This is a genomic window from Neobacillus sp. WH10 (assembly GCF_030123405.1).
Taxonomy (GTDB): Bacteria; Bacillota; Bacilli; order Bacillales; family Cytobacillaceae; genus Neobacillus.
The window spans coordinates 589804-603729 of record NZ_CP126110.1 but is presented as its reverse complement, the minus strand read 5'-3'; the positions used below and the strand labels follow the sequence as shown (position 1 = coordinate 603729).

Here is a 13926-nt window from a genome sequence, read left to right as displayed (position 1 = left end):
TATTATTAGTTATTACTATTTCTGCAACCTCAATTTATATGCCTCATCAATAAACCTAGTTATCATCTCTAATTTATCTATCCACTCTAACCGTATGTAAACTTCACCAGGAGTCAATTTTATAGGGTCAAACTTTTCATATACTCGACCAAGCAATTCATCGATTTCCCTTTGCATTTCTTTTGCTGTTTCTGTGTGAATTCTTTTCCCAAGATGAAGAACAAAGCATACTTTCCTTGCTGCAGTTATTGTTGCGAATTTATAAGAGCCTTTTTTGCTGATATAACCTATACAATCTGTTCGGACTCCATTATTATATCGAAGATGATAGTCTTCCACTTCGGTCTTATATGGACTCTTTTTATAAATATAGTCATCAATTTCTTTTGCTAGTATTCTAGATTTATCTGTTTTAAATAAGCTATAAAAATACTCCTTAGAATTGGTGCCAACAGTCTCACTAGTTATCCATCCAAAATAAAGATTAATTCCACCCACTAACACTGGACCAACAACCGATTCCTTCTTTCCTTTCAACTTAAATAATTCAACAAACTCAGCATAATCTTCAAACCCTTTTCCTTCTTTGCTAAAAGAATGGACGAGCATTAGAGCATTTTTTGCATTCACTTCCTCGGCTTCATTTATTACCGATGCTGTCCGGTGAAGTAATTGATATCTTTTGTTTAAGGTATCCTCTTCTTTTAAATTCAACTGGTTCAATAAGTACTCTAGCCTTTTTCTTTTCCCCTCACTCGGATTTTCACCTATCCAGACTTCCACTTTTTCACCGAAAGTTTCGGAGACCTTTCCTTCTACCATGATTGTCATTAATTCACCTTCTGCTTTACCTAACAGATAGAGATCATTTTGTGAATTTGCACCTGCACCGGGTAAAGAAACCTTGTACTCAGGGAATCCGTATAATATCTTCACATTATGAAACAGAGACATATTACTCTCTTTAAATACCTTATCCACACATGATGGTAGATTTTTAGCTCCTTCCCAACAAAGTGCCAATTCGTATGCAGAGTTACCAGGTTTCCACTGCTTTTCTGGATTTGCTAATAAATCTTTCCAAGAGCCTATTCCTTTGGTTGAAACAAAGTAATTACTCATAATTATCTCCTTTTTGAACTTTAAAATTTTTAACGATTAGACAAAATGTTTTCTGATTTACTAAAAAAGCTACCATGAGTAGGTTTAGGTTACTAATACAAGTAAAATAAAGAGCATGATTCCGACCCTTACCCCCTCTACTTTTCTAAAAGACGTTTATATACTTTTACATATTCATTGAATAGTTCGTTCCAAAGATTTTTAATATTCATTCCCTTATCAGGAAATGTATCAAAATATATTTTAAAGGTTTGACTTAAAAGTATCATAGTATGGGTAATTACTGTGCGAATTCCTCCAGTATAGTGATTAGCGTTTTTTGTATCCAAATCATTAATAACTATTGATATATGATCATTAAAAGATAAGTTAACACCAAATGATGAACCATGGATAGATTGAGATGTAATTTTATACATAGGCAGAAACCATTTTTTTGTTACAGTATCAATCCCATATAAGTTATCTAACATCTTTGTTATAGTGATCTGTTTTTCTTCCTTAAAACAGTTTGCCACTTTAGCCCAAGCAAAGTTCGTTCTTGGGTGCAATTCGCATACTATAGAATTTAATAAATTCTTAGAATACGCTTCTGCTACCTTTTCACCTTGCTCCAGGATGAAAATAATGATTATCGAATACTCGAGCAATGTTCTCCATCTTTGCATAGCACCGTCAGGAAAGCCATTTTCTAAAAGGCAAATTATCTCATCAAAAACATCTATGTACTTAATCATCAATGAATTAATTGCATTGTATCTTTTAATACAATTTTGAAAATCAACTTCATTTTTATAGACTAATAGGTCTACATTTTGAACACCAAGAACACTTAATTTTCTTATACCTTGTATAACAGCGAATAAATCTGAGTATTTGTGTAATATTTCTTTTTGAATTCTGTTCCTATCAGACTTATATCCTCTGCATAAATTTAAAAATCTTTTATCATCCCCGGTTGATTCTAAAATCCGATAGCTTTGACTTAATTTATTTATTTCTTTCTTTAATTTTCCATGCCAGTAAGTCAAAATAAAGCTCTCCTTTAATTACGCTTTTTATCTGTACTATTTCCCAAACATAATACAGTTAATATTTGCAGGTATGTACTGGGACCCAATGTAATAAAATAGACTTTCGACAATAAATTGCAAATTCCTTCCTAAGAGAACTCTTAATGAAAAATAAAAAAGAAGACCATTTTCAATAATGATCTTCTCTAAACTTTCATTTAATTGATTATTTAACTTATGAACGGTTCGCGGGAAAATACCAAAAAGGTCCCTAACTTAAAACCAATTTAACAATCGCTTCACCGTGTGTCGTATGTGGAAACATATCAACCGGCTGAATGTATTTGACTTCATATTTTGAACTCATGACTTATATGTCTTTTGCCAATGTCGATTAGGTTCTTTGGTTTCACATGTATAATAGTTTGAATTAATCGGTTGTCGAGGCCTGTACTTTGCTAAAAAGAGGCCTGACCCCCAGGGTATAAAAGCATTACCTTACAGGGGGACATGCACTTATACAGGCTCTTATACAAATTTTGCTTTTCTATTAAATCACACCCTTTTTTGAGTAATAGTATCAGTGTGTTCCAGTTTTAGAGATTAATTAAAATAGTTTTGAGGTTTTTGCACCAGAACCAAATTGAGAAATTGGGCATTTTATTTAACCGGTATGTCAGTTAAATAAAGTACATCAAAAGGGCGGTACATATTGTCATGTTCAATATGTACCGTCCTTCATTTTTTAAATTTTTTAATATAGGTCTTAATAACGAATATTTTCTGCGTTTTGTTGGTGGCCCCCCTTTATAATCGGTATATTTTTTGAAGCTAAACTTACTATAGTTGTTATTACAATATTTATAAATAATGCTATTGCTCCTGTACTAATGTCGTTAATAGTGTGTGGGACTGTTGGAAAAAAGGTTGCGATTTTTACATTGAAAATCGTAGCATATAATACAATGAGCACTCCTGAAATAATTCCAGTCATTGCGCCATATTTATTAATAATATTTTTAGAGGAAAAGCTAAGGAATAATGCAGGTGCCAATTGTGCGATAAGACTGTATGACATGATGTTTAACAGTGCAAGTGCTGCCCCGCCAGATACGGTGAAGATTAAAGCAGTCAAAGATAGGATTATGATGAATAATTTTGAGGCTACTAATTGTTGTTTTTCGGTAGCTTTTGGAAAAATAACATTGTAAACACCTTTTGTTAAGCCAACAGATGCAGACATTAACATAACAGATGCTGGTACTAAAGCCGTTAGTAAACCAGCTGCTCCAACTATTCCGATGACCCAAGGATCAAATGTTTGAATAGATAATTTTAAAAGAGAAAGATCTCCATCAGCTCCTTGTAAACCAGGGATTTGTACGATAGCTGCAAAGCCAATAAAAAAAACGAACAGTAATAATATAGTGTATAAAGGTAGGGTAATTGCATTTTTGCGAAGTGCTTTTTCACCATTTGCTGAGAAAACCACAGTGAAAGAAGTCGGTAATAAATAAAAAGATATTGCATTTAAAAGGATAGTAGAGATGAACCACGGTACACTTAGTCCCTGATTGGCTAACGTTAACAATTCAGGTTTAACGGCCTGAACAGACTTAAACATTTGCTCAATCCCGCCAAAATAGTGGATAGGGATGTATATGCCTAAAAAAACAACTACTCCCAAAATCATAATATCTTTAATCACAGCTGTCCAAGCTGAGCCATGTATACCAGAAAATATCACATATGTTGTAATAACTATTGCACCGATAACACTTGCAACTACTGGTGAAATAGCTCCGTAAGAAGCTTCTGAAACAATGATCCCTAACCCTTTCATTTGTATACAAATATAGGGTACAAGCGCTAAACTTCCCACAATAGCTACTATAATCCCCAGTGCACGACTATCGTATTTAGATACAAAATAGTCAGGTTGTGAAATAATACCATGTTCTTTACCATATCTCCAAATTTTAGGTGCAATCCAATAAGATATTATATATGCTAGAAATATATACGTGGGCACATAATATGCAGCAGCGCCTTTGGAATACGCCCAACCACTTCCGCCTAGAAACGTAAAAGTCGTATAAACCTCTCCAGCTATTAATAGAAATACGAACAAGGTTCCAAAACCTCTTCCACCAACTGAAAATTGCTGCAAATTCATATCTTTCCCTTTTCTTGCTGCTATCCCTAAATAAAGAGCTAGGATTAAGAAAATGAAAATAATTAATAATGATATATTCATTCTGTCTCACTCCCTTGATTATCAGGATCAAGCTTATAAACGATGGTTAAAATAATCGAGGAAAAGACCATCCAAAATACAATCCAGAATAAAAGAAAAGGCATTCCTAACACGTACGGCTCTATTTTATTTGCATATGGTAAGAAACCTACAACCCCTATAAAAGGTATTAAGAGTAAAAGTTTAATATATTTCAAGTTATGCCCAACCTCCTATTTTATAGTTTGAATATTTATGGATTAAGAGCCAAGATCATAAAAGGATTTGTTAATAGAATTATGTGAAATTCATAGAATTGTAATGAAACGCTTTTTATTAACAAATCCTTTAGCTTAGATCTAATTTTTCATCATTAAATCATTTTCCTTTTGATAGGCAATTTCTCCATCAATAATCGTTGTCTCTACTTTCAAATCCTTAATACGGTCTGGGTCAGCTTTTAAAATACTTTCGCTTAAAATAACTAAATCAGCTAATTTTCCTACCTCTAGGCTGCCTTTTATATCCTCTTCAAAGCTTGCATAAGCGCCATTCCATGTGTAAAGTTTAATAGCTTCTAGTACACTAATGGATTGATTCGTGCCAATTTCGGCTCCAAATTGGCTTTTTCTATTAACTGCAGTATGAATTCCTAATAAAGGGTTATAATCTGTAACCGGTGCATCTGAACTACCCGCTGCAACAATACCTTTATCTATATAATCGCGAGCAGCGTACATATAATTAACACGTTCACCATAATTGTGAGCATATATCTCGCCATATTCATATGGAAATGGTGGGTTTGGAATAGGGATGACTTCAAGTTGTTTCATTCTTTCTTGTAAATCCAGGGTTGAAACCCCTGCATGCTCGATTCGATGACGGTGATTTTTCCTTGGAGCTTCTTTTAACGCTCTTTCTACGCAATTTAAATACATTTCAATGGCTTTATCACCTTGAGCGTGTACGGTAATTTGATAGCCTTTTTTATGTGCTTCACCTAGAACTTTGTATATTTCTTCCTCACTATAATAAAGAATCCCGTAATTGTTAGGATCGCTGGAGTAGGGTTCTCGAGTTGCAATCGTTGGACCAGAGCTACTTCCATCTAAAAATATTTTAGCCGGACCGACTCTAAATTTTTCATCCCCTGTACCGGTTACTATCCCTGCATTCATCATTTTATTTACAAATTTATCGGATTCATTTATGGTACCAATTATTGCATATACCCGAACACGGATGTCTTTGGTTTTTATAGCTGTTTGTAACAAACGATAGCAATTAGAATCAAAAGTAGCCGCTTCATGAATACTCGTGATCCCCCCTGAAATGAAATGATCCGACGCGATTTTAACAGCTTTCATAAGTTCATCATCTGTATAGCTCGCTACATCATTCATCTTCATATTGGCAGCTTCAAATAATTTACCTGTGAGTTCCCCATTCTCATTTTTTTCAATTATTCCACCTTGAGGATTCTGTGTCTTTTCGTCAAATCCAGCCTTCTCCATTGCTGCTGTGTTTACGATACAGATATGTCCACATGTTCGAGAAATGATGATTGGATGATCGGTAGAAATTGCGTCTAGCTCAGCAATCGTTGGATACCGCTTTTCCTTTATCGTGGTTTCATTAAACCCCCATGCTCTTATCCATTCACCTTTAGGAGTTTCCAATGCTTTTTTCTTAAGATCATTCAGCAAAGCTGCAACAGAGTCGATATGACTTTCTTTACAACTGATATTCAACTGAAAAACCCCATATAAAACCAGGTGTGTGTGAGAATCAATAAATCCAGGAAGAAGGGATTTGCCTGCTAAGTCAATGACTTCAGTCTTCTCCCCAATGAATTCCTTCATTTCTAAATTTGAACCGACCCCAATTATTCGATTATCCTTTATTGCTACAGATTCTACTATTGAGTTTTGTCTGTCTGCTGTAATAACTTCACCATTGATAAATACTAAATTTGCATTCATAAATACACCATCCTTTTTTCATTTTTTGATTGCGCCCCCCTAACACTCCGATAAAAGGAAGAAATCCTAATAAATGAAATTTTTATTAAATACCTCCTTGTATTAATTAATAATTCCGCGGGGTACACTTTTACAATGCAATAATCATGCCATAAATTTGTAACGAAAGTAGAATAAATATACAGAAAATTATAAATAATCACCTTGAATCCAACTATTGTGAGATATAATGAACTAAAGTCGTTTCAACAGATTCATAAATGGTTCATTCATTTCACTAAATTCTCTCTTTTTTGAACCACTTGTGGTTCAAAATTAGCTGCGTTCATAGGAGGATTCAAGCCATGTACGATTTTCCTGTCCAAATTGAAACCAAATATCTCTTAAAAATTCTCGACAGTCTTGAAAGCGGGATGAATATTGTTGACAAAAATGGAAGGATTATGTGGGTAAACCAAGCTGGTTGTAAGATTCTTAACAAAAGAAAGGAAGATTTGATTGGTAGGAATATTTTCGTTCTGAAAAATGAGGGTGCATTCACTCCTTCCGTAATCGAAATGGCTTTACAAAATGGAAGTACTGTAACCACTGTGCAAGAAATTACCGGTGGAAATAAGATGACAGTAACAGGGGAAATTATTTTGGATGAGCAGGAGAACCCCATTTATTTTGTAGCACATGGTCATGATATAAGCAATTGGATAGAGAATATTTCCCAACTAGAATTAGAAGAATTAGCCCCTGTATTAAAGCGGTATTTACTAGAAATAAAAAAAATGAATACCCGGTATAATCTAAGCAAGAAGGAACAATCCTTCATCGGACATAGCAAAGTACATAATTTGCTTGCTGAAATCATGGAAAGAGTGGCAAGTGTAGATTCAACTGTCCTCATTAACGGAGAAACAGGAGTTGGAAAAAACGTAGTTTCAAAGCGGATTCACGATTTAAGCGAACGAAACAGTCAACCCTTTGTCCACTTAAATTGTGCAGCAATTCCCGATACACTTCTCGAATCTGAACTCTTCGGCTATCACAAGGGAGCCTTTACAGGTGCTAATTCAAAAGGGAAGCCAGGGCTGGTCAAACTGGCTGAAAAAGGAACGCTTTTTTTAGATGAAATTAGTGAACTTCCGCTACATCTGCAACCTAAGCTCCTCCAATTAATACAGGACAAGACCTATATGCCTATTGGCGGTTCACAGTTAGTAAAGGCTGATATTCGCATTATTGCAGCAACAAACCGCAAGATCGAGGAAATGGTAAAAGAGGGAAAATTCCGAGCCGACCTATATTATCGCCTTCATGTTTTACCAATAAACATTCCGCCGCTGCGCGAGCGGAAAGAAGATATTTTTCCGTTTCTCCATTTCTATTTGCAAAAATTTAACCAGTTATTCAGCCAGACACGGACCTTCTCGAGGCAAACGATAGATATTTTACAACGTTATCAGTGGCCGGGAAATATACGCGAGTTGGAAAATACTGTTGAGCAGCTCGTCATTATGGCTAAAAAGGAAGAAATCACGATTGATGATTTACCAGAGCGCTTTCTTTCAGTAACCATGGAAAATGAAACTTTTGAATCTCTGAAAAAAGGCAACAAATTAAGCGAGATTATCGAAAGAATGGAAAAAAAAATTATTGAACAGGCAATTAAGGAAAATAAGACTACACGTAAAGCTGCAAATGTTCTTGGAATTACCCAAACTTCTCTGATCCGTCGGTTAAAAAAATACAATATCCGCAACGAAAAACTATAATTTTAGAAATGGGAATTTTTCAACTGTTTTTAATGGTGACTGTCTAAATCGAATATTATATTGTTATTATCCATTAATAGACCTCTGAAAAATTAAGACCCAGCTTTGAGATACAATCAAAGCTGGGTCTTAATTTTATTCTCTTTTTTAACTAATTAAAAATTTTCCAATTCAATCTTTGCGACCGCTTCAACATGTGTCGTCATCGGGAACATATCCACCGGCTGCACTTCCACTGTTTTATACCCGCCGTCTTCTAGAATCCGTAAATCCCGTGCCAGTGTAGCTGGATTACACGAAACATAAACAACCTTCTTCGGTTTCATGTCAATAATCGTTTGCAGCAAAGCCTCGTCGCAGCCTTTGCGTGGTGGATCAACGACAAGTACATCTACATCATTGCCCTCATTATACCACTTCGGAATCACAACCTCTGCTTCCCCGGCTGCAAATTCAGCATTTGATATGCCATTCAATTCTGCATTTCGCCGTGCATCTTCTATCGCCTCTGGAACCACTTCGACTCCAAAAACTTTACGAGCTTTTTGCGCTAAAAATAATGAGATCGTTCCGATGCCGCAATAGGCATCAATCACGTTTTCTTCACCGCTTAAGTCCGCATATTCCAGCGCCTTATCATACAAAACCTTTGTCTGTACAGGGTTCACTTGATAAAACGACAGCGCTGATATAGCGAATTTTACATCGCCAATGTAATCATAGATGACTTCATTTCCCCAAAGGATGGTCGTTTTCCCCCCCATAATGACGTTGGTCCGCTTCGAATTCACATTATGAACAATCGACTTCACCTTTGGTAGCCGGGCAACAATTTCCTCAACCAGCTTATTTTTCTGAGGAAGCTCTGCTGTTCTTGTAATGATCACAACCATTAGCTCGCCTGTTTGCTGACCGTACCGTGCCATGATATGGCGGAGCACACCTTTATGGGATTCTTCGTGATAGGCAGGGATGCCAAGCTTGCTGCAAATTTCCTTTACAGCTTGAACTGCTTCATTAATTTCCGGCAGCTGAATCAAGCTTTCATTCGTATCGACAATTTCATGACTCCGTGGTTTAAAAAATCCGGCTATCAATTTGCCTTCCTTTTCACCGACAGGTACCTGAGCCTTGTTACGATAGTGCCATGGGTTATCCATCCCTAAAATCGGGTGAACGACCACATCTTCTAGTTTGCCGATCCGAGTAAGCACTTGGCGAACTTGATTTTCCTTGTATTGCAGCTGACCCTCATAGCTAATATGCTCGAGCTGGCAGCCGCCGTACTTGTTCTTTTCGCTGCTTGCAATATCCACTCGGTAAGGGCTTTTTTCATAAAGCTCAATCAAGCGTGCAATCCCGTAGCCTTTGCCCGTCTTAATCACCTTAACTTTGGCTCTTTCACCCGGGAGCCCGTTTGGTACAAACAGCGGATAACCTTCCACTTTCGCTACTGCTGCCCCGTCATGGGTTAAATCTTCGAAAACTACATCTATATAATCATTTTTGTTTACTGGTAATGGTCTGCTCATCCGTTTCTTCCTTTACACGATTTGACTAGCTAAGATTGTATCACAAAGAAAGGCTAATTGCGAAACCTGGCGCAAGATAATAGCCTTTTTTCAACAAAAGCGAAGAAAATTGTCAGAATATTTTTGTTTCCAAATATAATAAAAGTGGATATGATTAAAACAATCTCATTGGAAGGAGTGGATACCGATAAAAAAAATAAAGGCCTTTTCCATTCCCTTACTCCTTGCCTTCCTTGCTTTTAATTTCTTACACTTTTCAACCACCAATTCACACTCACATTCTGCGATCAAAGCAATCATCAACATAGATGATTCAAAGGCGAAGTCGCAAACGGACGATGAGAAAAAACAACTATTCGACCTGCACATACTCTTCCAGCTTTCCTTGATTCTTTTAACAGTCGTAATTCCACTCATTTTTTGGATTTTTAGGTTTAACAGAAAGCATATTTTTCTGATCCCCATATTTCATCAATCAAACTACTTAATCCTCACTCCCGAATCATAAGGGTAAACATCAAAAATAAGGGAGGAAGTAAATATGTGGATCCGCTTTTTGATGATTGGGTTCTTTTCGATATCAGCGGTAGGAATGCTTACCTACCAAGGCATTGAGATTTTCCATGCCTTTATCGATTACTTTAAACAAAAATAAAAGAGAGGCAGACTCAAGAGGGAACTTGCTAATCCCCCCTTAGGCCTGCCTTTGTTTTTATCGAAAAAAAGACGCCCAATATCTTAGGACGCCCCATTACATCTTATTCCTTCATCGCCGCAACTTGCTCTTTCACTTCTTCAATGTTTTTCATCTTGTTATCCCAGCACTTTTGACTTAAGTCGAGTGGATAGTCCTCTGGATTCAATATCCGCTTGTACTCGTCCCATAATGCATCAAGATTTTGCTTCAGATACTCACGGGATTCCTCCAGGCAAGGGATTTCATAAACAAGATCACCGTTCACAAAAATATCTTGATGGAGCTCTTTTGCCGTAAAGTTCGTAACCACCTTATTAATATACGTATGGGTTGGATGGAACATGCGAAGCCGTTTTTCCGGCAGCTTTTCATCCTCCATCGCGATATAATCTCCTTCGGCATGGTGGTTCGTATTATTGATAATCCGGTAAACCTTTTTCATTCCCGGAGTTGTTACTTTATCTGGATTTGAGGAGATCTTAATCGTATCCTCCATTTTGCCGTTCTCATCTTCAATCGAAACAATTTTATATACAGCACCAAGTGCCGCTTGATCGTAGGCGGTAATCAGCTTCGTGCCAATCCCCCAGCTATCGATTTTAGCACCCTGCGCTTTTAAGTTGATAATTGTGTGCTCATCTAAATCGCTTGACGCATAAATTTTCGCATCCGTAAGTCCTGCTTCATCAAGCAGTTTTCGTGCTTTTTTAGATAGGTATGCAAGGTCACCGCTGTCTAGGCGAATCCCGATAAAATTAATCTTGTCCCCCAGCTCTTTCGCTACTTTTATGGCATTTGGCACACCGAGATGAAGGGTATCATACGTATCTACTAAAAAGACACAGTCTTTATGTGATTCTGCATATTTATGAAAAGCAGTATATTCATCTTTATAGGCTTGAACCATTGAATGGGCATGGGTTCCAGCAACAGGAATACCAAATAATTTACCTGCGCGTACATTGCTTGTAGCGTCAAATCCGGCAAGATAAGCCGCCCTCGTTCCCCAAATCGCTGCGTCCATTTCCTGAGCCCGTCTTGTCCCAAATTCCATCGCCATTTCACTGCCGACAACTTGCTTGATTCTTGAAGCTTTCGTGGCAATTAATGTTTGGTAATTCACAATATTAAGCAAAGCCGTTTCAATTAATTGGGCTTCCCCAAGTGGTGCATCCACCTGTAAAATGGGCTCATTGCCAAAAACGAGCTCGCCCTCTTGCATCGAGCGAATGGTACCAGTGAAACGCATATTTTTTAGATATTCGAGAAAATCGTCTTTGTAGCCTATTTCATTTTTCAAATACTCGAGATCATCCTCACTAAAGCGGAAGCCTTGGATATACTGAATGATCTTTTCTAGGCCAGCGAAAACAGCATAGCCATTTCCAAAAGGAAGCTTGCGGAAAAATAGCTCGAAAACCGCACGTTTATTATGTATCCCATCTCTCCAATACGTCTCTGCCATATTTATCTGGTATAGATCCGTATGAAGAGTAAAACTATCATCATGATAAATGTGTTTCATAATCGACCCTCCGGCTTACTATTACAGCTTTTCACCATTATAACCGATAATACCATTAAAAACACTATTTAACCGCAGCTCCGAGTGATTGTTCAAAATGTCCGAGTGCCCATCCATGCCCTGCTGGATTAAACGAGGCGACTGCTTCCTTATAAACAACAATCTTAAAGCCTTTATTATAGGCATCTACTGCTGTGTGAAGAACACAAATATCGGTACAAACACCAACTAGATGGACCTCAGTAATTCCACGCTCACGCAATTTGATTTCAAGGTCTGTTCCTGCAAACGCTGAGTATCTCGTTTTATCCATATAAGCCACATTTTCATGCTGTTTATTCTCATTATAAATATCCTGCAGTGCGCCAAATAAATTCCGGCCCGATGTCCCGCGGAGATTGTGCGGCGGAAACAGCTTCGTTTCTGGATGGTATTCATCCCCTTGGTCATGAACATCAATAGCAAAAACAACATAATCGCCATTGTCAATAAACGCTTTCGTCAGTTCAACGATTTTCCCCTCAATCGCCTGCCCTGGCTTGCCACAGGTTAATGCCCCCGCATCCGCCACAAAATCATGCGTATAATCGATATTAATTAATGCCTTCATTTCCCATCGCCCCTCCCGATGTCTTGACTGATGTCTTTAATTCATTATACACATTTAATGAACCACCTAAAAGCAAAATTGACCGATGAAGGTACGTAAGGGCGTTTTCTGTTTGGAAGGAAACTGAACAAAGTTTTATTAATTGAAAAGAGAGAGAGTTCGAGCTTATTAGATACCTTTTCTTTGAAACAAGAGGGGATATAGGCTCCAATACAGACTATTGGATACCCTTTCTATGAAAATAAAGAAGGTTCGGGCTCCGATACAGTCTATTGAATACCTTTTCTAGGATAAATGAGTAGGCTCGGGCTCCTATAACCATCATTGGATCCCTTTTCTGTAAAATAAAAAGAGAATGGGTATCCAATACAGACTATTGGATACCCATTCCATTAAAAATAAGAGAGTTCGGGCTCCAATAATCATCATTGGATACCCTTTATATTAAAAAAGAGAAAAAACTGGATATTATACAGGCTATTGGATACCTTTTCTATGAAAAATGAGAGGGGTTGGGATCCAATAACTATCATCGGATCCCTTTCTATTAAAAGAGAGAAAGAACAGGATCCAATAGCCTTTTCTTGGATACCTTCTCTGTAATAAGGGGAAAGAGAAAGGTATCCAATTATATTACCAATAGTTTAACTGTAATTCGTTTTCAATCCATCGTTCAGATGGTGGCTGGCATCTTATCCGAAGAAGTTCTTTAGCGACTGAATCGTTGTTTGACGATTTAAATCGGCAATTGAGGTGGTAAGTGGAATACCCTTCGGACAGACCTCAACACAGTTTTGTGAGTTACCGCAGGAGGTAAGTCCCCCTTCGCCCATAATGGCCAAAAGACGTTCTTCCTTATGCATTGCACCAGTAGGATGGGCATTGAACAAGCGTACCTGTGACAATGGTGCCGGACCGATGAAATTGGACTTGTCATTGACGTTCGGACAAGCCTCTAAGCAGCAGCCACATGTCATACATTTCGATAATTCATAAGCCCATTGTCTTGTTTTTTCTGGCATTCTTGGTCCTGGACCTAAATCATGTGAGCCGTCAATCGGAATCCACGCTTTTACCTTTTTCAAGGCATTAAACATCCATGAACGGTCAATCAATAAATCGCGCATGACGGGGAATGTCGCCAGCGGCGCAATACGAATTGGCTGATCAAGCTGATCAATTAACGAAGAACACGCTTGGCGCGGCTTCCCATTAATGACCATCGAGCAGGCACCGCAAACTTCCTCTAAGCAAACAGATTCCCAAATGACCGGAGTTGTTTTTTCCCCTTTGGCGTTCACTGGATTCTTTTGAATTTCCATTAAAGCCGAGATGATGTTCATATTTGAACGATAAGGAACCATGAACTCTTCTGTATATGGGGCAGATTTTGCATCCTTTTGTCTAGTGATAATTAAATGAATGGTCTTTTCGGTTCCCATT

At 37.5% G+C, this 13926-nt stretch carries 10 protein-coding genes; 1 reads left to right on the top strand and 9 read right to left on the bottom strand.

The genetic code is table 11. The features are described 5' to 3' along the window. Positions 1 to 15 precede the first annotated feature (15 nt). The 5 genes from QNH20_RS02905 to QNH20_RS02885 all read right to left on the bottom strand — a co-directional run bounded on the left by QNH20_RS02905 (position 16) and on the right by QNH20_RS02885 (position 6356). Positions 16 to 1122: a DUF6946 family protein gene (locus tag QNH20_RS02905; RefSeq protein ID WP_283921433.1), complete on the bottom strand. Its 1107-nt coding sequence runs from the start codon at positions 1120 to 1122 to the stop codon at positions 16 to 18. Positions 1123 to 1259: 137 nt separating this feature from the next. After that, a complete protein-coding gene (locus QNH20_RS02900) occupies positions 1260 to 2153 on the bottom strand; it encodes a DUF5677 domain-containing protein (protein ID WP_283921432.1) in 894 nt (297 codons plus the stop codon). Positions 2154 to 2901: 748 nt separating this feature from the next. Next, positions 2902 to 4392: a sodium:solute symporter family protein gene (locus tag QNH20_RS02895; protein WP_283921431.1), complete on the bottom strand. Its 1491-nt coding sequence runs from the start codon at positions 4390 to 4392 to the stop codon at positions 2902 to 2904. After that, a complete protein-coding gene (locus QNH20_RS02890; RefSeq protein ID WP_283921430.1) occupies positions 4389 to 4589 on the bottom strand; it encodes a DUF3311 domain-containing protein in 201 nt (66 codons plus the stop codon). The genes QNH20_RS02895 and QNH20_RS02890 overlap by 4 nt, the downstream gene beginning before the upstream one ends. A gap of 141 nt (positions 4590 to 4730) precedes the next feature. Continuing rightward, positions 4731 to 6356 (bottom strand): amidohydrolase, encoded by a 1626-nt coding sequence (locus QNH20_RS02885; protein ID WP_283921429.1) that lies wholly within the window; start codon positions 6354 to 6356, stop codon positions 4731 to 4733. A gap of 344 nt (positions 6357 to 6700) precedes the next feature. On the opposite strand from QNH20_RS02885, the gene QNH20_RS02880 reads away from it, so the two are divergent. Next, positions 6701 to 8119: a sigma-54 interaction domain-containing protein gene (locus QNH20_RS02880; protein WP_283921428.1), complete on the top strand. Its 1419-nt coding sequence runs from the start codon at positions 6701 to 6703 to the stop codon at positions 8117 to 8119. 155 nt (positions 8120 to 8274) lie between these two features. On the opposite strand, the gene rlmD is transcribed toward QNH20_RS02880, so the two are convergent. From rlmD to sdhB, 4 genes are all read right to left on the bottom strand, one after another. Beyond that, positions 8275 to 9651 carry a 23S rRNA (uracil(1939)-C(5))-methyltransferase RlmD gene (gene rlmD, locus QNH20_RS02875; protein ID WP_283921427.1) on the bottom strand — a complete coding sequence of 459 codons (1377 nt, stop codon included), beginning with the start codon at positions 9649 to 9651 and terminating at the stop codon, positions 8275 to 8277. Positions 9652 to 10409: 758 nt separating this feature from the next. Further along, positions 10410 to 11873 carry a nicotinate phosphoribosyltransferase gene (locus QNH20_RS02870; RefSeq protein WP_283921426.1) on the bottom strand — a complete coding sequence of 488 codons (1464 nt, stop codon included), beginning with the start codon at positions 11871 to 11873 and terminating at the stop codon, positions 10410 to 10412. Positions 11874 to 11937: 64 nt separating this feature from the next. Beyond that, positions 11938 to 12483, bottom strand: coding sequence for a cysteine hydrolase family protein (locus QNH20_RS02865; protein ID WP_283921425.1), 546 nt, complete (start codon positions 12481 to 12483; stop codon positions 11938 to 11940). 692 nt (positions 12484 to 13175) lie between these two features. Next, positions 13176 to 13925 carry a succinate dehydrogenase iron-sulfur subunit gene (gene sdhB, locus QNH20_RS02860; protein ID WP_283921424.1) on the bottom strand — a complete coding sequence of 250 codons (750 nt, stop codon included), beginning with the start codon at positions 13923 to 13925 and terminating at the stop codon, positions 13176 to 13178. Position 13926 lies beyond the last annotated feature (1 nt).

Coding starts and splice junctions, on each gene's coding strand:
- QNH20_RS02905 (WP_283921433.1), bottom strand. CDS start 1,122: ATGAGTAATTACTTTGTTTCAACCAAAGGAATAGGCTCTTGGAAAGAT.
- sdhB (WP_283921424.1), bottom strand. CDS start 13,925: ATGGGAACCGAAAAGACCATTCATTTAATTATCACTAGACAAAAGGAT.
- QNH20_RS02895 (WP_283921431.1), bottom strand. CDS start 4,392: ATGAATATATCATTATTAATTATTTTCATTTTCTTAATCCTAGCTCTT.
- QNH20_RS02865 (WP_283921425.1), bottom strand. CDS start 12,483: ATGAAGGCATTAATTAATATCGATTATACGCATGATTTTGTGGCGGAT.
- QNH20_RS02885 (WP_283921429.1), bottom strand. CDS start 6,356: ATGAATGCAAATTTAGTATTTATCAATGGTGAAGTTATTACAGCAGAC.
- QNH20_RS02870 (WP_283921426.1), bottom strand. CDS start 11,873: ATGAAACACATTTATCATGATGATAGTTTTACTCTTCATACGGATCTA.
- rlmD (WP_283921427.1), bottom strand. CDS start 9,651: ATGAGCAGACCATTACCAGTAAACAAAAATGATTATATAGATGTAGTT.
- QNH20_RS02880 (WP_283921428.1), top strand. CDS start 6,701: ATGTACGATTTTCCTGTCCAAATTGAAACCAAATATCTCTTAAAAATT.